This is a genomic window from Polycladomyces subterraneus (assembly GCF_030433435.1).
GTDB classification, from domain to species: Bacteria; Bacillota; Bacilli; order Thermoactinomycetales; family JIR-001; genus Polycladomyces; species Polycladomyces subterraneus.
Window position 1 is genome coordinate 1 of record NZ_JANRHH010000011.1, and the last position, 18,896, is coordinate 18,896.

An 18,896-nucleotide genomic window follows, 5' to 3' on the forward strand; every position below is an offset into this window, starting at 1 on the left:
TGTTTCGTCAACACTTTTTTTTGATGATCATGATCCAACGTTTATCCACCCAATAAAAAGCCCTTGACGATCACTAAATACATCAATCCCGGCAAACCGAGCACACCGGTGATAAAGGAAGTCATCAGATTGATGGGAATGCGGAAATGAATCCATTCTCCCACCAGGTTGAACAAAAACAACACGACTGCTCCTATCGCCGTATATAACACCCCGTACCAAATCCACTTGAGTGGTCGCCAGGCGGATCGGCTGAGCAACATAAAAAGGATCGTGCCGCCCGCACCCGCCATTATCCACCATTTGATTCCCATGTCCATCCCTCCTTTTGGTACAAGCGTATGAAGGAGGACTCGGGAATAGAACAATGGGCGGGGTGACACACGATCCCACGGACTATCGATGTAACAATTCCATGATCACCGATGTGGTGTTGTTAACTATATGAAACAAAATGGGCGCCCACAGGCTGCGGAAGAAAGCCTTCAAAGAGCCGAGAATGAGACCCAGCACTAACAAAGGTGCCAGCAAAGCGACATCCACATGAAACAGCGCAAACAAAACGGAAGATAACAAAACGCTCACCCATACACCGAGTCGACGCCGCAATACTTCCTGTAAAGCCCCCCGAAACAACATCTCTTCTGCAATGGGCCCGATTATACCCAGCATCACGATTTGACCGGTCAATGCAGCCCATCCGGATGTTCCAGCCTGGTGAATGCCTTGGGAGATGCTTTCCTCCCGCCACGAATCCAGCTCCAGCGAGAAATATCTGGCGACGGGATGAGTCACCCATTGATCGATCCATTGGAAAAAGATGACCACATACAACAAAATGATGACAATCACCATCCACCCGTAGGAATTCGGACGGCGAAATCCCAACAGATGCAAGCGATGGCGGAACAAAATCAATCCCAGACCCAAAATGATGAGATGTGGCAAATACGGATACAATAAACTCACACTGCCCCCTGCTCCCGGAAACAATTCAAAGGGAAGGGAAAGCAGGAGCGATAGGCATTGTACCCAAGCCAAAAAGTAAATCAAATCCCGCCAAGTGATATCCGTAAGCGAACGTTCGTAGGTGAACCGGTTGACGATGCCAGCAACCAGAAACATGCCGGTTCCCACCACTGTCCACAATGCCCATAAACCATAGGCCAATACCAGCGTCAGGCTCAAGTGATCTCCTTCGACAATTCGCCATGTACCCGCTGATGTTTTTTCCCAGTCCAAAGAGGCATACTCCATCGGAATCATCGTGAGAAAGCTGAGTGACAGCATCCAGGCGGATATCAACTGCAACTTGGCCGAAGTCTTTTGTGAACGGGGCCCGATGGGGGGAGGGGTGGAAATCATCGGTGTCTGCATGGTGAAACGCTCCTTCACACAAATGCTTTATAGCTCCCGTCGACCTTCCAGCGCCTTGGTCAACGTCACCTCGTCCGCATATTCCAAATCCCCGCCTACGGGCAATCCATGGGCGATCCGGGTAACGCGCAGCCCGAACGGCTTGACCAATTTGGCCAAATACATCGCGGTTGCTTCCCCTTCAATATTGGGGTTGGTGGCCAAGATCAACTCTTGCACTGTTTCATCTTCCAGCCGCTTTAACAGTTCCGGGATCTTCAACTCATCCGGACCGATCCCTTCCATGGGTGATATGGCTCCATGCAGAACATGGTACAACCCATTGTACTCCCGTGTTCGTTCCATCGCCATCACGTCACGGGGGTCCTGCACGACACAAATCGTCGACCGGTCACGATGCTTGTCACTGCAAATGGAACATACTTCCCGGTCGCTGATGTTATTGCAAACTGCACAAAAGCGCAGATCACGTTTGGCACGGACGAGTGCCTTGGCCAGATCCAGTACATCTTCCTCTTCCATTTTCAATACAAAAAAGGCCAGGCGTTGGGCCGTCTTCGGTCCAATGCCCGGCAGCCTCATAAAACCTTCGATCAACTTGGAGATGGGTTCAGGTACGTACACTTCCACGCACTCCTGATGCCTTTATTTTATGGATGCAACCATGCCGTTAGAACAAACCGGGCAAATTGAGTCCACCAGTAAATTTACCGAGGTCCTGGGCGATCAGTTCGTCCGTTTTCTTCAGGGCATCTTGGAAAGCGGCCGTGATGAGATCCTGCAGCATTTCCACATCGTCCGGATCTACCACTTCCGGAGCGATTTCCACAGAAACCAACTGCTTGTGACCATTCATCACTACTTTGACGACACCGCCCCCCGCTGTGCCTTCCACTTCTTTTTTACCCAGTTCTTCCTGCGCTTTTTGCATCTGCTCCTGCATTTTTTTCACTTGTTTCATCATTTGGTTCATGTTCCGCATCATGGTCCATTCCTCCTATCGGCCGAATTGCCTGCAGTTATCCTTTTATTTTAATCGACCACTTCCACCAAATCCTCACCGAACAACTCCACCGCTTTTTGCATGACATCGTCGGATTGGGGGGCATCGGCGTCCTTTCCCTCTTCCGCCGCAGCAGACATTTCGGCGATCGAATCGGAAAGTGCATCCCAATCCTGGCGCATCACCGTGATCAACCGGAACGAGCGACCCAGCACATCCTGCATCACCTGTTCAATTAATGATTTGTTTGTCTCTTTTTCCGTGGTTTCCCGGTGAATTTTGTTTTTGAACGCTACGACTACAGTATCCTTTGAAGCCATCACAGGGTCCCCATCGACCAGCCATGCATGAACCGTGATTTTCCGCTCTTTTACTTTTTGCAAAATATCCGGCCACCACTGCTTGACATGGCGAAAGGTTTCTGTGTCTGATTGTTGCAACAAACTCTTCCATTGATCTTGTTGGACAGACGCGCCGGCAGTACGCGACGACGCTTTTTTGGGGGGCTCGTGGCGACGGAATCCCGCGGTTTGTGGCGAACTTTGAACGGCAACTTGCCCCTGAATGGCCTCAAGCCGCCCCTCCAACTGACGGATTCGTTCCTCAAGACAGCGAATCGTATCAGAGGGGACGACTTCCTCCTTCTCGTCCGATGCGGACTGCGACTGTGCAGCGTTCACAATAGCCAGCTCCAGGACAATCCTCGGATGCGGCGTCCATTTCATTTGTTGCTGATACGCAATCAAGCCGTCCATCACCGCGGACAACCGGCTGACAGACCATTTTTCCGCCAATTCCGTCCACAGATGATCATGAAGACGATCCTTCACTTCCGGCAATTGAGGAGCGGTCTTCATCAGCAACAAATCACGGCAGGCATGGATCAAGTCTTGCAAAAGACGTTCCGGCTCCAAACCACCCATAATCAGTCGGTCTGCCCGTTCAAGCGCTGCAGCAGCATCGGAATGGGCCAAAGCACTCAAAATCCCCGCCAAATCGGTACGGGAGACAGAACCGGTCACGGCCAATACCGTTTCCTCATCCACTTGCCGGCCGCCGAATGCCAGTACCTGATCCAATAAACTCAATGCATCCCGCATTCCCCCGTCCGCGGCAAGTGCAATCTGATGCAACGCATTCTCATCCGCTTTCACGGATTGCGCCTCGCAGATATATCGAAGACGATTGACAATCTCCGGCAATGCGATCCGGCGAAACGCAAACCGTTGGCAACGGGAAACAATGGTCTGCGGCAATTTGTGCGGTTCGGTCGTGGCCAGGATAAAAATCACATGCCCCGGCGGCTCTTCCAGCGTTTTCAGCAAAGCATTGAACGCTTCTGTCGTCAACATGTGCACTTCGTCGATAATATAGACTTTGTAACGCACTTCGGTCGGGGCGTACTTCACTTTGTCCCGCAAATCCCGAATTTCATCGACGCCCCGGTTGGATGCCGCATCGATTTCCACAACATCCATTAAGGAACCTTCGGTGATGCGACGACATGTCTGACAATCATTGCACGGCTCCGGAGCAGGACCTTTCTCACAGTTGACAGCCTTGGCCATGATTTTGGCCGCACTGGTCTTGCCGGTTCCCCTTGGACCGCTGAACAGATAGGCATGCGAAAAAGATCCTTCTGCCAATGCATTCTGCAATGTTCGAGTGATGTGTTCTTGGCCGACAAGATCCCGAAAGGTCTGCGGCCGCCAAACACGGTACAATGCCCGATACGACAAAACCATCACTCCAGTATTCGTACGTGGAGATCCCTCTATCCTTTGTCGACTCCATCATACTACAGTTGGCCCTTTTTTTCCAAAAGGAAAAAGCCGCCCAAGCGGCAAACCTTCGGAAGGGAGAATCTCTCCTGCGAACAGCGCAATCAATGGATCCTTTCCCTTAATCGATATACGGCAACAATACCGTAAAAACAGTTCCCCATTCTTTGGAGGAGACGCGAATCATACCTCCGATTTCGTGAATGATTTTTTGACAAACGGGCAACCCAAGACCGGTTCCGTTTTCTTTGGTCGTAAAAAACGGGTCAAAGATCTTGTCCAACGCATAAGCGGGAATGCCCGGTCCGGTATCCTGCACATCGACAGCCAGTTTTTGTTCCGCTTCCTCCAACCTGATTCGCACGGTCAGCATTCCGCCTTCCCCCATGGCTTCAATCGCGTTTTTGCACAGATTGAGAAATACCTGCTTTAATAGCTCACTATCCGCTACGACCAGGGGGAAAAGGGAGCGTTCCGTCACAAAATGGACTTCCATGTTATGTAAGAGCGCTTCATTTTCAACAATGGGTAGCATTTCGTTCCAAACATCGGTGACTTGAAGCGGGCGGAGTTTGATATTGCGCGGTTTGCTGAGGAGTAGAAATTCGCTGACCAAACTGTTGATCCGGTTGATTTCACGGAGCATGATCTCCGTATATCCCTGTTCTTTTACATGTCCCTTTTCCTTGAGGGCATATTTGATCACTTGCAAAAAACCTTTGATCGAAGTCAGTGGATTCCGAATTTCGTGGGCGGTGCCAGCGGCAATCTGACCGATTGTCGCCAAACGGTCGTTGCGTTGGATTTGTTCCTCCAACAAACGCAAGTTGGTCATATCTTTCAATACCATGTATGCTCCCAAGATACGACCTGTTTCGTCCCACAAGGTATGAGCGTCGACCAGAAGATGCACTTGTTTGTCACCGATCGTCCATGTCGCCGCATAATTTCGGGTCGGGATGCCGGTCAATGCTTTTTCGAGCACATTCTGCTCTTCCGCGGGTGATACATGGTTCATCAGCTTATCGAACGGCTGATGAACCAGTTTGGCCCTTTGAACGCCGAACAAATCGCATGCCGCTCTGTTGATCTCCGTCAAATTCCCGTGGTTGTCCACCAGCACGATTCCGAGATGGATATCGGAGATCAAGTGGTCAGCAAATCGTTGCAGCAAATGAGGCCAGATCTGCCGGGTGATCCGGTTGAAAAACAGGAGATGATATCGACGTTGCCCGTCCCACCCACGAACCATTTGCACATCCGTGGAATAATAACTCCCATCTCTTGCGATGACACTGCCGAGTACCTGTTGATACCAAGCACAGGAACTGTCGGCACGGTGAATGAAATCAACCGCTTCTTTGGAGATGGTGACAAATTGGGTGAAAGGTTTTCCCTCCACCTCTTCCCTGTCACGCCGGATGGAATGCAATAAAACCGGATTTACCGCGACGACGTTTCCGCGGTCATCCACCACCATGACAGCTTGGGGCATCTGCTCCAACCAGGCGACTAACTGTCTCAGCTCCATATCGAGATGAAACCCGATGGGCACCCCATGCCACCTCCCCCCTTTGCCGCAGAAATCGTCGTCTATCCATCCCGAGATGCAGTTTCTTCCGTTTCCATCCGCAATCGTTTCATCCTACAATTTATTTCTCGTTCCGGGTGCATCTTCCTTCTAAGAATGGAAATTTTTTGCCGTTCGTTCCCCACATATAAAAAAAGGAAAGCATGGCATCCTACAGAGACACCATGCTTTCCCGCTTATGTATACCGCGCACCCGCCTTCGACCTTTCCGCCCGGGCGGCTCCTGAGCAACCGACTCAGATCAGGCACCCCTGCGGCACACGAGAGGTCTTCCTTAGTGCTGCTTCCGTCAGGACCTGACACGGTTCGGAAGTTCTCGTTGCGCAGGACCCAATCCTCAACATCGCTTACCCAGACCTGGCCCCACACGGAGAAGGCCTCAGGACGGGAATTCGACCCCGCTAATGCGGATTGCGGGTTACAGGGCACCGCAAGTTCCCCGTCTAGCGCGGTTCTTATATGGTAACACATTTTCTCCTTATTTACAACGAGCGGAAGGATTTGCTACTTGGGAATACAAAAAAGCCGCCCTAAAAAGTGGCGACTCACTAACATCATGTACGATCTGGCGGAGAGGGTGGGATTCGAACCCACGGTACCGGGAATACCGGTACAACGGTTTTCGAGACCGCCTCCTTCAACCACTCGGACACCTCTCCACGGGTTGAACTGATGTACTGGACATTACATAATCTTAAGGGTTAACTGTCGAGAAGTCAAGGGGAAATCCATCCAGAGGACCCTTTTACCGTTTGCGCCGTTCTCTCAGTTCACGGAAAAATTGAGTCAATAACGAACCGCACTGCTCGGCCATGACACCAGGAATAACCTCGGCCTGGTGGTTGAACCGCTCATCTTCCAGCAGATTCATCAATGTACCCGCACATCCGGCCTTGGGATCGGCGGCACCGAATACCACCTTCTCGATTCTGGATTGTACAATCGCACCCGCACACATGGGACACGGTTCCAGTGTCACATACAAGGAACATTCGATCAACCGCCATCCGCCCAGCCGTTCGGCCGCTTGACGAATGGCAATCATCTCCGCATGCAGCGTGGGATCTTTGGCCGTCTCACGCAGATTATGTCCACGGCCGATGATCTCTCCTTTTCTGACGACCACCGCCCCGATCGGTACCTCCCCGATCTTCCGGGCTTTCTCTGCTTCCTCAATGGCAGCTTGCATCCATTTTTCATACTCCACATTCATGAGGTTTCTGCTCCTGTTGCTTTAATTTTGGTCGCAGTCAGCACAACGTCCGTAAATTTCAAAACGATGTCCGGTGATGTGGAAGTCCTCGGGTTGACCCAAAATGGCATTCATGGGGCAAATCTCCAATTTGCGCGTCCGTCCGCATTCGGTACAGATCAAATGGTGATGGTGAGTATCGCCTTCGCAACGGAAGCGATACCGCCGCTCACCATCCCAATCCGTCCCTTCCAAAATGCCCAGATCCTCAAATAGAGAAAGGTTGCGGTACACCGTGTCGAAACTCAAGCCCGGGTAAGTTTTCTGCATGTGGTCCAATACTTCTTTAGCGGACAGATAGCGATTCTCTTCTGCAAATAACTGCACCATCATTTCCCGTTTTCCTGTGAATTTATACCCGTTTGCCTTCAATTTCTCCAGTGCACGTCGATAATCCATCCCGATCCGCTCCCATTCCCATTGTTGGAAAAAGGTTCATTCGACCGCTTGTTCCCGTTTCATCCAACGGTACCGGACGAACTGCCGGAGCCGTTTCAACAGGATCGTCAACAACAGCCAGCCAACGGCGATCAGCACAATGGTGCCACCGGGGGCCAAATCGAAATAAAAAGAACAGATCAATCCGCTGATGACGGATGTTTCCGCAAATAGTACGGAGAGCATAACAGTTTGCCGAAAACTTTGCGCCAATTGCAAGCTGGCGGCCACCGGCAATGTCATCAGCGCTGAGACCAGCAAGATACCCACAACACGTACCGATGCCGTGATCACAAGTGCGACTAACAGGATGAAAACCAAATTGATTCCGCGACGGGGAATGCCCGAAAGATACGCACTCTCCTCGTCAAACGAGAGAGCGAACAGTTCCTTAAACAAAAGTGCAATCGTCAATGCGACGATGATCCCGACCGCCACTACCCATTTCACATCGTCCTCGTTCACGGCGATGATCGAACCGAACAAATATCCCATGACATTGACATTAAACCCGTCTCCGGCACTGATCAGTACCACACCGAGCCCGATCCCGCCGGAGAGAATAATGGGAATTGCCAACTCCTGATACGAACGATACAACCGACGCAACTGCTCGACGAACAATGCACCAGCCACGGAAAAAGCGGTCCCCATATAGAGCGGGTTGAATGATTGAAACCAAGGAAATTCCCTCTGCAAAAGCAAGCCGGCGGCAACCCCCGACAGTGTCACGTGTGACAATGCATCCGCAATCAGTGACAACCGACGAACTACCAAAAACACGCCGACCAACGGTGAGATCAGTCCAACGATCACTCCAGCCAGCAATGCATGCCGCATAAACTCATATTGCCACATCGCTTCCATCGCTTTACGCACTACCTGGGCGTTCTCCCTCCATTTTACCACTTGTGTCAGACACGCCCTAGTACGCGCTTCCCCCTCTCGCTCCATTCTCATGCACCGACGAACAGGGACATCTCATCAGTCGACTCGTGCTGATGGTCAATCATCTGTACTTCATGGCCGTAAGCAGCTGTCAGAATCTCTTTTTTCTTCTGGGTAAATTCCTCCGGGTCACCATGGAAGAAAATCCGCTTGTTCAAACAGGCGATCCGATCCACATAGGTGGTGACTGCACCGATATCGTGCGTGACCAACAACAGCGTCAATCCCTTTTCCCGGTGCAAATGCGTCAGCAACCGATAAAACCGGTCGACCGATTCTGCATCAACCCCAACGGTCGGCTCATCCAGTATCAACAGCTCGGGATCACTCACCAATGCGCGTGCAATAAACGCACGTTGTTGTTGTCCTCCGGAAAGGCGACCGATGTTACGGTGGGCCCAATTGCTTAACCCCACCTGTTCGATCGCTTCATACACTTTTTGTTTTTCCTTTCTTCCCATCCACCGGAACAAACCCATTTTCCCGTATAATCCTGCGGCCACCACTTCAAAAACGGTCGCCGGAAACCCCAGATTAAAACTATTGGCTTTCTGGGATACATAGCCGATCTTGTCACGATCGCGAAACCGACTGATGTCCTGTCCCATTAGGCGAATGTCGCCTGCTTGCGGTTTGAGCCAACCGAGCGCCAATTTGACAAGCGTCGATTTTCCGGATCCGTTCGGCCCGACCAAGGCCAAAAATTCACCTTGGTGGAGTGTGAGGCTCACATTGTCCAACACTTTTTCATTTTGATACGAAAAATGGACCCGTTCCATCCGAATCATATCCGTCATGGTTGGACCCCCCACGCTTGAGCCAGGTTCTGCCGGTTTTTCTCCATAATCGTGAAGTAGTTCTCCCCGCGTTTGATCTCCTCCGGTGTCAACCCTTCCAGTGGATTGAGCGTCAAGGACTTCGCCCCGATTTCGCTTTTCAGCGTTTCCGCTGTTTTGGCATTAACCAATGTCTCAAAAAAGATCACATGCACCTTTTCTCGTTTGGCCGTTTCAACCAACGCCTGCAATTCTTTGGCACTGGGTTCATCGTTCGGAGACAAACCGGCGATGGCGATTTGTTTCAACCCGTAGCGATCCGCCAGATATCCGAATGCTGCATGGGAAACCAAAAATGTCTTGACGGGAGTGCGTTTCGCCAGTTCAGCATATGCCCGGTCCAGCTCAGTTAAACGCTGTTGCAACCTCACATAGTTGGCTTCATACTCCGCTTTGTGACGCTGATCAGCTTGAATCAATCCGTCCCGGATATTGCGTGCCTGGATCATGGCGCGCTTCGGATCGAGCCAAACATGCGGATCAACACCGCTGTGCCCGTGTTCATGCACGCCATGATGATCGTCATGTTCCTCCTTGGCATCCAGCAACGGAACTCCTTTGGTTGCGTTCACCTGCACTGTCCGACTCGGATCGAGCATCTGTTTCGCCTGATCGGCCCATGCTTCTAGCCCCGCACCATTGTAAATGAACACATCCGCTTGGCTCAACCGAGCCATATCCCGAGTCGACAACTCGAATTCATGCGGTTCCGTCCCCGGCGGAACTAACGCCCGGACGTCGACCCGCTTTCCTCCGATTTGTTCCGCAAAATAAGCGAGCGGATAAATGCTGGTATATACTGCGATCTTGCCGTTCGCACGACCGGCTGCCTCCGGCTTGGCACATCCCGCCAACGCCGTCAAACTGCAAAGCAGAACGGCCAACAAACCGAAACCGATCTTTTTCACTTTGGCTACCCACCTTTGACATCTTTGTAATAATCTTAGTCATGAATGATTATATGTCACTCACCACCATTTGTAAAACGTAAAAATTACGATTTAGGGGAAGGATGCACAAAAAAGCGCGGTTCCCGAAGGAACCGCGAGATTGTTAAATAAAGCGGTTGGACGGCAAATTGAACGGCAACGTCGAGGTTGTATCTGATGAGTCGATCCGCTGCTTCCTGAATTGCTCCACCTGTTCCCTGCATGGAAGCAGAGCAAGGCTGCTCAAAAACGGGGGCACATGGACGCGGGAAAAAGCACACTTCGTATTCTTGCGCTTTTCCAGTTCTCCGCTCGATTGGGCTTCGGTCGCCCCTCACCTGGGAAAACATTGCTCACTCACAATGACCAGACAAGCCCAGGAACCCCTAAATACCTCCGCAGCAGTTTTGTTTCACGGGAAACAGGTTTTTCTACCCTAATCGATACAGATTTTACCTAAACCGTCACACCGACTTCCCCTCGTTTTGTCCGTCGCAGGCGAAATACTTGCCACACGCGGTACAATTCCACGATCAGCAATGCACCCGTCATAAACCCGACCAAAATCCAGGCATCGCGTGCCAACACACTGACATCTCCGGTAGTAACGGCTGCACGCAGTCCCTCAACGGAATAGGTCATCGGCAGATAGGGATGAATGTGACGGAAAAAGGCCGGCAACAACTCGACAGGATAGGTACCTCCACTAGAAGTCAATTGCAGCATCAACAGCAAAATGGACAAGAATCGGCCCGCGTTGTTCAACAACAGTACCAACATTTGATTCAACGAGATAAACGCAAACGACATGAGGATCGCAAACGCGTAAATGCCCACAGGGTGTTGCGGGGAAATCCCCAATCCTCTCGTCAGCGCCGTAGTTGCCACGACCGCTTGCAATACACCGATCAATCCACCCGCGATCCAGGAAATGCGTTGTTGCTTCTCCAACGGGGACCGATACAGATCCAGAATTGTAAACAGAATCAAGCCGCCCACCCACAGGGAAAGCGACAGGAAATACGGAGTTAAAGCAGTCGCATAGTTGGGCACCGGGTTCAATCGGTCTTCTTTCACATCGACCGGATCAGCCATCATCTCGGCTTTGGCATTCGCCCCCCGCAACTGGTTGCGGGCTTTGTCCGTCCCCTCTTCCAATCCGTGTGCCAATCGGATTTGTCCATCTGTGATACGGGTCAATCCGTCGCTCAAGCGAACGGTTCCTTTATCCAGTTGGGCCAGTCCGCCCGACAGCTGTTTTTGACCAGCGACCCATTGATCAAGTCCGTCCCGCCATTGACCGATTCCGGACATCAGGTGGGTCATTCCCCGCTGAAGTTCACGCAATTTCCCGGCAAGTTGCGACGATCCTGACGCCAATTGCGCTGCACCCGCTTGTTGTTGAACGATCCCGTCGTGCAATTGTTCGGTTCCCTGAACCACACGATCTTGACCGTCGGCCAAGCGACTCAATCCGTCATTTAATTGCGCTACTCCCTGATGCAGTTGATCGGCTCCCTCGGACAACTGTTGTCCGCCGTCGCTCATTCTTGTCAAAATGACTGCCAGTTTGATGCCGTCAGGGTCCGCCTTCAGCCAGGGATAGCGTTTGAGTAATTGTTGGTATGTTGCTTGGGCCTGTTCCGCTCCTGCCTCCATTTTTCTGCTTCCATCGGCTACCTGCGCGGAGCCCGGCAACAACCTGTCGTTCACTTTTTGAGAGGCTTCCTGCAGACCATCCTTCACTTGCCGAGCACCCTCGTGCAGTTGGGCAGCTCCCTCTGCCCCCTGTTGAATCCCCTGAGATAATTGATGAATTCCGCTATTCAGCCGTTCCGCTCCGGCAGCCAATTGACCCGCTCCATCGCCAGCTTGGGCAGCGCCCTGCGTCAATGCCTGGGCACCGTTGGCCAACTGGTCACCGCCTTTTTTCAATCGCTGGACTCCCTGTTCCAACCGTTTGACACCCGAATGGATCTTGTTCCCGGCTGATGCGGCTTGACCGGTGGAATCGGCCAATTTGCCAGCTCCATCGGCAGCTTTGGACAAATTTTGGGTGGAGTGCTTCATTTTGTCCAACATACCCCGCGCGTACATCTCCGTTAACTGCCGCTGGATTTCTCCTTCCATGGCCAAAAAAGCCTTGCGGCCGATTTGGGAGGTAATAAAGTTCTTCCCTTCATCCACATAAAATTCCAATTCTCCCTTCAATGGAGCGGCACTATTCACACTGACCGCCCTGCGGGAAAAATCCCGTGGAATGACAACACCGAAATAATAGCGGTCTTCCCGAAATCCTTTCTCCATTTCTTTGCGTGAAACAACATGCCAATCCAATTTCTTTTCCTTCTTCAACTCCTTGACCAGATCATCACCGGCACGGACCGTCTTTCCATCCGCCACCGCTCCCTGATCCTCATTCACCACAGCGACAGGGAGGTGGTCCACGTTTGCATAAGGATCATAAAATGCCCACAGATAAATAAAACTGTAAACGACGGGAACCAAGATGATTCCCACCAACCCCAACCGCAAACCCGGTTTTTCCCACATGTTCATCAGACCGTACGTTTGCGGCCATTTCCATGCGGCTTTTTTTCGCATGGCTCATCCCCCCCATCACACAATAAACTGACTGGTCAGTATAAATGACATTATACTCTATCTCTCCAGATTTGCAACCAGAAAAAACACCTTCGATCTCAAGCGTTGATCCCGTTAAACAACAGATGTTCCAATGTGTCGATGATTTTGGGGATTTCCGCCTCCATTTGTTCCGATTGATCCTGACATCGATAAATCGTATGTAAAACTGCCACGCTGACAGCACCAAAAATAGAAGCGGCTGTTTCATTTGCATGAGCCAAGTGGAATATTCCCTGCTCTGTTCCCCTACGCAATACCTGCTCGATCATGTCGATGTATTGACGGATGCGGCTCCGGAACGCCTGTTGTCGTTCCTTGGACCCCCATACTTCTGTCAACAGGAGCTTGGTGAATGTCCCGTGTCCAATCAAAAAACGCACCTGAGCCGCCAATATGCGACGAAGCTGTTCTCGGGGCGACTCCGTCCGGTCCATCTCCACGTGTATATGATCTAGCATTTTTTCTAAACCTTCGTTCATCAAGGCGACAAAGAGCTCTTCCTTGCTCTTGAAATGATAGTATATTGTCCCTTTGGCGATACCCGCCTTCATGGCGATATCGTCCACTTTGGCCCGTTCAAAACCATATTCGGCAAAAACTTCGACAGCCGCATCGAAGATCAGATCGATCGTTTCATGACGCATGATCAGATAAACCTCCATATATTACGGATATGTCCTATTTTATATCAGGAAAAAAGGTTCTGCACTATTCGAGAAGAGTCTGTTTTCATGGATGGAGAGCATTTGTTCGATTGATCTATGATATAAAAATGATACAATATGTATTGATTTTTTATTTATAACCTTCTGATACTTCGTGGAGGAGAGAACATCTGATGGCCAAAAGCGTCCCTGAGAAGCTCCCTTCAACCGTCACCGCTGGTGAACGGCTATTGTTTCAAGTATTGCGCCACTTTTTACCCGACGATTACATTGTCTATTACGAACCGGACATTCAAGGCGTGCGCCCGGACTTTGTCCTGATCGGACCCGATCTGGGGCTGGTCGTGCTGGAAGTGAAAGACTACACCAAAAATACATTACACCGGTTGAATCCGGACCAATGGTTGATCCAAACCTCTTCTGGATTGGTCGTTCAAAAAAGTCCTCTGAAACAAGCGAGGGAATATGCTTTTCGGATCGCCAACCTGTTGGAGCGGGACAAAAGTTTGATTCAACTGGAGGGAAAATACAAGTATCGTCTGAAATTTCCCTACGGTTACGGTGTTGTGATGACCCGTCTTACTCGGAAGCATCTATATCGGCATGATCTCGCGGATGTATTGAATCCCCAACTGTGCCTGACACGGGATGATATCGATCCGCAGAGCGAATCTTTCTCCCCTACGGATCTGTTGGATAAAATCAAAAACATGTTCGTTGCATCGTTCCGACATGCTCCACTCAGTCAAAGGGACATCCGGACCATTCGTTATCATCTGTTCCCTGAAGTGCGGATCAGCGCGGAATATAAACCAGTCCGCCCATTACCTGGCTCCCAGTATGCACTGGTGGAGCTGGATGATGTTAAAGTGATGGATCTTCAGCAGGAGAACCTGGCCAAACAGATCGGAGACAAACATCGATTGATTCGCGGCGTGGCGGGGAGTGGAAAAACGCTGATTCTGGCCAGCCGGGCTAAAATACTTGCAGAATCCCATCCGGATTGGCACATTCTCGTTTTGTGTTTCAATATCGCTTTGGCTCGCTATATCGATCAGATGATTCAGTACAAATTGCGGGAAAATATCGTCGAGCACAGTGAAAAATCGGCGGTACCCCCCACCCCGAACAATGTTCGAATTACGGTTCGCCATTTTCACCAGTGGTTGAAGGAGATCGGGATTTCGAAAGATGAACAAATCCCTGATGTTCTCAAACGCCTGGAAAAAGGTGAAGGGCATTTTCCAATGTATGATGCGGTGTTAATCGACGAGGGACAGGATTTTTCAAGCGAATGGTTGAAGCTGGTGGTAAAACTGCTCAATCCGGAAACCATGTCCCTCTTGATCGTTGAGGATCGCGCCCAGACTGTCTATTCCCGCCAGCGTAACTTTGCACAGGATATTGGTTTGAGCTTCCGGGGGCGTTCCCGTGTATTGAAGAAAAACTACCGCAACACCGCACCGATTATCCAGTTGGCATGGGACTTTTACCAAACATACGGGTTGGATTACCACGATCAGGAGGACGAAGTGGAGGTGATCCCTCCGGAAAGCTCTCAACGCCCCGGAGATCCCCCCATCATCCACAAAGCGTCGTCCCTGTTGGAAGAAATGGCATGGGTGGCAAAACAGATTGAACGATTACACGACGATAAGCGGGTGCCTTATGAGGAGATCGCCGTTTTATATCGCTACAATTTCAGTCGATCATACCCGATCGTGCGGCTTCTTTTGCAACACCTGAAACAAAGAGACATTCCATATTACTGGATATCGGAAAGCAGAGACACCAAAATGAATTTCAACAAAGATGAAGCAGCCGTCAAGATCTGCACCATTCACAGCAGCAAGGGGCTGGACTTCAAGGCGGGTTTCGTGGTGGGCATAGACAGCATGCCATTTCACAATCAAGAGATCGGGCCGGCCCAAGAAGCATCTTTACTGTACATAGGATTGACGAGGGCCCGTGACTATTTGTTTGTATCCTACTCCGGGGACTCAGCCTTCACCCCGTATTTTGACCGGTTATTGCAACGGGAGCCAGTAAGGGCCTAGAACGCAAAAAACAGCCCCGACGTAAGTTCGGGGCTGTTTTCGTTAAATACCATCGCCGTCGCTGACTTTGGTCCAACTCTCTTCCCTGTTTGGAACCGGGCTGTTTACTTGTGAATTTTTCGTATGACCTGCTTTTGAAGCAGATCCCTTCCCCATTTAAACAATAGGGAATAGCCTTGAATAACATCCGAAATGAGAAGGACCACTCCAATGACACTCAGTGACACCGCCACAAACGACCACAAAGTCATGGAGCCTCCTTCGATCCAATTGGCGCGCCCGAGAGGACTCGAACCTCCGACACGCGGTTTAGGAAACCGCTGCTCTATCCTGCTGAGCTACGGGCGCATAAGGTCAAACCTCATTCTACCACATTGGAAATTTTCCTGCAACCAGTGTATGTGTGGAAAGGAGTTACTTTTTCTTTTTTCGGTTAGACCGCTTTTGCCGACGCCCCCATAGTTCCCTTAATTCCAACACCAAACGGAACAGCGCAATGATGGCGGCCATTAGTTGAAGCCAACGTTCCATGGCCATCCCCCTTCACGAGGGTAATTTGTACCCTCATTATAGAACATACGTTCGCATATTGGAAGGGGTTCGACAAAAACGGTCAAGAAATTTTTTGTCCTCATGTAAAACAGCAGAAACAAAATCTTTCTCTCAATCAAGGAAAGTCCAAGCGCGCCAGCTCATGTTAGCCGCTACCCAACATGGCTTTTTCCAACGAGTGTGACCTTTGAGCATTGCAATTTAGGAGCGAGAGGAAAAAGGATTACCAATGCCATATGGTAAGGGTGTGTCTGATCATACCCGGATCGACACGCCGTATTCACGTATCCACCTATCCAGTTGCCACCAATGAGCAAACAATTGCGGGACGTTCATCAGTTGACCGAACCAAGGGAGGTGGACATTGGAAAGATCGGAACGGGCAAACGATCGGACCGCTTCTATATCCAATAGATCACGCAACGGGGATTGCGGATCGTCCAGCAATTGCAGGACCTGATCCCTCACAGCGGTTAAATAACCTGGATCATGCGTTTTTGGGTATGGACTTTTTTTGCGCCACAACACGTCATCAGGCAGGATGCCGGTCAACGCCCGCCTGAGCAATCCCTTTTCCCGCCCTTCCAATGCCTTCCACTCCCATGGAACGTTCCACATGTATTCTACCAGCGGATGATCGCAAAACGGCACCCGCACTTCCAATCCGACCGCCATACTCATGCGGTCTTTTCGATCCAGCAGTGTGGGCATCCAACGCGTGAGGTTGAGGTAAAACATCTCCCGCATTCGGGCATTGGAAGCCTCTTCTCCCTCCAAGGCGGGCACCTCGGCTATCGCTTCCCGATACCGCTCCTGTACATACTCGTCGGACCGTGTTATCCGAGCCACATCCGGAGAGAGAAAGCGGACCCGCTGATCCGTCATACGCGCCCAAGGAAATGTGTCTGCTTCCACCATTTCCCGTCGATGAAACCATGGATAGCCCCCGAACACTTCGTCGGCACATTCGCCCGATAATACCATCGTGGCTGTTTGTTTGATTTCCTTACAAAACAGGAGAAGGGAGGCGTCCACGTCCGTCATCCCCGGCAAATCCCTTGCCCGAAGGGCATCCGCCAACGACGAGACCAATTCCGGTAAATCCACTTCGATGACATGATGACGAGATCCCAAATATTCACTCATTCGTCTGACCCAAGGCGCATCTGCATTGGGTTGAAACTCGTTTGGCGTGAAATGCCGGTCATTACCCACGTAGTCCACGGAAAAGGTATCCAAGGGACCGCGTCCTTCCTCTTCCATCACCCTGGACGCCCAAGCGGAGATAGCACTGGAGTCCAGTCCGCCGGACAGCATCGTTCCTATTGGCACGTCGGATACCAACTGCCGTCGAACCGTATCTTGGAACAAAGACCGTACCCGTTCGATCGTGGTCGGCAGATCATCGGTGTGCTCCCGGCTTTCCAATGTCCAGTACGGTTGTTTGCGGATCCCATCCTGGTCGACAATCATCCACCAACCGGGACGCAATTCCTCCACTCCCCGGAACACACCGTGGCCGGGTGTGCGTGCCGGCGACATCACCAATACTTCCGCCAGTCCCTCGGCATCAATGACCGGCTCCACATCGGGATGTGCCAACAGGGATTTCAGCTCGGAACCGAACAAAAACGCCCCATCACGCACCGCATAAAACAACGGTTTTACGCCGATACGATCTCGTGCCAGAAAAAGTCGTTTCTCCGCTTCATCCCAAATGGCGTAGGCAAAAATTCCGCGCAATCGGCTCATGCATGCCGGCCCCCATTGCATGTACGCCCGCAATACCAGCTCGGTATCGGATCGCGATTCCATACAGTGGCCGCATTGTTCCAACTCCCGCCGCAGTTTGTCCATATTGTACAATTCGCCATTGTAGACAATGACGTATGTTCGTTCACCGCTCCGCCGGACCATCGGCTGGGCTCCCCCATCCAGATCGATGACAGCGAGACGCCGATGACCCAATGCCGCGTGCTGGGACAGCCAATTCCCCTCCGCATCCGGTCCGCGACGACAATGGGTTTGGTTCATTGTCTCCAGAATCGCACCCTGCTTTCGTAAATCCCGTTTCCAGTCAATCCATCCCGTGATGCCGCACATGGGTTTCCCATCCCTCCATGCCAATGATCTCCTGTTGGTTATGGGCGATTGCCCCACATCATCCTATGTGGGGAAAGGCATCCGGGTGCACCCTCGACACCGAGTTTCGGAAATGCTCCCTGAATTCACCTTCATATTTACGACCGGATCGTGAAAAATAACCATAACCTCCAAGCAAAGGGGTGACAAGCATGGCGCGAGACGTACTGTGCGAAGTCAATAATTGCACTTTCTGGGGCGAAGGCAACAAATGTACTGCCGATCGGATCTATGTCGTCAGCCATCACGGGGAAAAAGCAGCAAACTCCGAAGAAACGGATTGTCACACGTTTAAGCCGAAATGAACCTGAAGAAAAAAAGGAGCCGTCTTGATGACGGCTCCGTATCAGATTCGAAACGTTCCATCCCCATGAATTGCTTGGATTTGTTGTATCCGCTTGGGCTTGTGTATCCGAAAAGTTTTCCTGCTCCTATTGGTATATTTGGGGGAATTTATCCCTAATCGACATGGTTCTTTCAGTGGTTGTCTCATGGAGTCAACCGTGAGATTATTTCCCTCCAAATAAAAAAAGAAGCCGTCCTGACCATGCAGAACGGCTTCTATCCTTTGGCGGAGAGGGTGGGATTCGAACCCACGGAGGGCGTAAGCCCTCGGCGGTTTTCAAGACCGCTGCCTTAAACCACTCGACCACCTCTCCATAATAGACGGAGACATGAT

The 18,896-nt window shown here is 51.1% G+C and carries 16 protein-coding genes, 3 tRNA genes and 1 other RNA gene; 2 read left to right on the forward strand and 18 right to left on the reverse strand.

Translation table 11 applies throughout. From position 1 onward, the window contains the following. Window positions 1-41 precede the first annotated feature (41 nt). From NWF35_RS01030 to NWF35_RS01100, 15 genes are all read right to left on the reverse strand, one after another. Window positions 42-314: a pro-sigmaK processing inhibitor BofA family protein gene (locus tag NWF35_RS01030; protein ID WP_301237250.1), complete on the reverse strand. Its 273-nt coding sequence runs from the start codon at window positions 312-314 to the stop codon at window positions 42-44. 82 nt (window positions 315-396) lie between these two features. Then, the gene (locus tag NWF35_RS01035) at window positions 397-1,377 is read right to left on the reverse strand and encodes a CPBP family intramembrane glutamic endopeptidase (RefSeq protein WP_301237251.1); all 981 of its coding nucleotides are present in this window, start codon (window positions 1,375-1,377) and stop codon (window positions 397-399) included. Between the two features lie 27 nt (window positions 1,378-1,404). Continuing rightward, a complete protein-coding gene (gene recR / locus NWF35_RS01040; RefSeq protein ID WP_212773657.1) occupies window positions 1,405-2,001 on the reverse strand; it encodes a recombination mediator RecR in 597 nt (198 codons plus the stop codon). Window positions 2,002-2,047: 46 nt separating this feature from the next. Then, on the reverse strand, window positions 2,048-2,359 hold the full coding sequence (locus NWF35_RS01045) for a YbaB/EbfC family nucleoid-associated protein (protein ID WP_205492378.1): 312 nt from the start codon (window positions 2,357-2,359) through the stop codon (window positions 2,048-2,050). Window positions 2,360-2,409: 50 nt separating this feature from the next. Beyond that, complete coding sequence (gene dnaX / locus NWF35_RS01050) at window positions 2,410-4,119, reverse strand: DNA polymerase III subunit gamma/tau (protein WP_435873795.1); 1,710 nt, start codon at window positions 4,117-4,119, stop codon at window positions 2,410-2,412. A gap of 163 nt (window positions 4,120-4,282) precedes the next feature. After that, window positions 4,283-5,716 carry a PAS domain-containing sensor histidine kinase gene (locus NWF35_RS01055; protein WP_301237253.1) on the reverse strand — a complete coding sequence of 478 codons (1,434 nt, stop codon included), beginning with the start codon at window positions 5,714-5,716 and terminating at the stop codon, window positions 4,283-4,285. Between the two features lie 221 nt (window positions 5,717-5,937). Then, an RNA gene (gene ffs / locus NWF35_RS01060) (signal recognition particle sRNA large type) lies at window positions 5,938-6,204 on the reverse strand. 114 nt (window positions 6,205-6,318) lie between these two features. Further along, a tRNA-Ser gene (locus tag NWF35_RS01065) sits at window positions 6,319-6,411 on the reverse strand. An 86-nt stretch (window positions 6,412-6,497) separates the two neighbouring features. Continuing rightward, window positions 6,498-6,965, reverse strand: coding sequence for a tRNA adenosine(34) deaminase TadA (tadA, locus tag NWF35_RS01070; RefSeq protein ID WP_301237254.1), 468 nt, complete (start codon window positions 6,963-6,965; stop codon window positions 6,498-6,500). Between the two features lie 21 nt (window positions 6,966-6,986). After that, window positions 6,987-7,403 (reverse strand): Fur family transcriptional regulator, encoded by a 417-nt coding sequence (locus NWF35_RS01075; RefSeq protein WP_301237255.1) that lies wholly within the window; start codon window positions 7,401-7,403, stop codon window positions 6,987-6,989. A 36-nt stretch (window positions 7,404-7,439) separates the two neighbouring features. Continuing rightward, complete coding sequence (locus NWF35_RS01080) at window positions 7,440-8,309, reverse strand: metal ABC transporter permease (RefSeq protein WP_301237335.1); 870 nt, start codon at window positions 8,307-8,309, stop codon at window positions 7,440-7,442. An 89-nt stretch (window positions 8,310-8,398) separates the two neighbouring features. Next, complete coding sequence (locus NWF35_RS01085; RefSeq protein ID WP_301237256.1) at window positions 8,399-9,187, reverse strand: metal ABC transporter ATP-binding protein; 789 nt, start codon at window positions 9,185-9,187, stop codon at window positions 8,399-8,401. Continuing rightward, window positions 9,184-10,134, reverse strand: coding sequence for a metal ABC transporter substrate-binding protein (locus tag NWF35_RS01090; protein ID WP_301237257.1), 951 nt, complete (start codon window positions 10,132-10,134; stop codon window positions 9,184-9,186). The genes NWF35_RS01085 and NWF35_RS01090 overlap by 4 nt, the downstream gene beginning before the upstream one ends. Window positions 10,135-10,611: 477 nt before the next feature. Continuing rightward, window positions 10,612-12,759, reverse strand: a complete 2,148-nt coding sequence (locus NWF35_RS01095; protein ID WP_301237258.1) for a YhgE/Pip domain-containing protein — start codon at window positions 12,757-12,759, stop codon at window positions 10,612-10,614. A gap of 98 nt (window positions 12,760-12,857) precedes the next feature. Continuing rightward, window positions 12,858-13,445: a TetR/AcrR family transcriptional regulator gene (locus tag NWF35_RS01100; protein WP_301237259.1), complete on the reverse strand. Its 588-nt coding sequence runs from the start codon at window positions 13,443-13,445 to the stop codon at window positions 12,858-12,860. A gap of 194 nt (window positions 13,446-13,639) precedes the next feature. Between NWF35_RS01100 and NWF35_RS01105 the strand changes: the two genes are divergently transcribed. Further along, the gene (locus NWF35_RS01105) at window positions 13,640-15,523 is read left to right on the forward strand and encodes a 3'-5' exonuclease (protein WP_301237260.1); all 1,884 of its coding nucleotides are present in this window, start codon (window positions 13,640-13,642) and stop codon (window positions 15,521-15,523) included. A gap of 271 nt (window positions 15,524-15,794) precedes the next feature. On the opposite strand, the gene NWF35_RS01110 is transcribed toward NWF35_RS01105, so the two are convergent. Continuing rightward, window positions 15,795-15,871, reverse strand: a tRNA-Arg gene (locus NWF35_RS01110). 459 nt (window positions 15,872-16,330) lie between these two features. Continuing rightward, window positions 16,331-18,178, reverse strand: coding sequence for an asparagine synthase (glutamine-hydrolyzing) (gene asnB / locus NWF35_RS01115; protein WP_301237261.1), 1,848 nt, complete (start codon window positions 18,176-18,178; stop codon window positions 16,331-16,333). 191 nt (window positions 18,179-18,369) lie between these two features. Here asnB and NWF35_RS01120 point away from each other — a divergent pair, with 191 nt between their 5' ends. Continuing rightward, window positions 18,370-18,522, forward strand: coding sequence for a DUF1540 domain-containing protein (locus NWF35_RS01120; protein WP_301237262.1), 153 nt, complete (start codon window positions 18,370-18,372; stop codon window positions 18,520-18,522). 264 nt (window positions 18,523-18,786) lie between these two features. On the opposite strand, the gene NWF35_RS01125 is transcribed toward NWF35_RS01120, so the two are convergent. Then, window positions 18,787-18,876 (reverse strand) — tRNA-Ser (locus NWF35_RS01125). Window positions 18,877-18,896 lie beyond the last annotated feature (20 nt).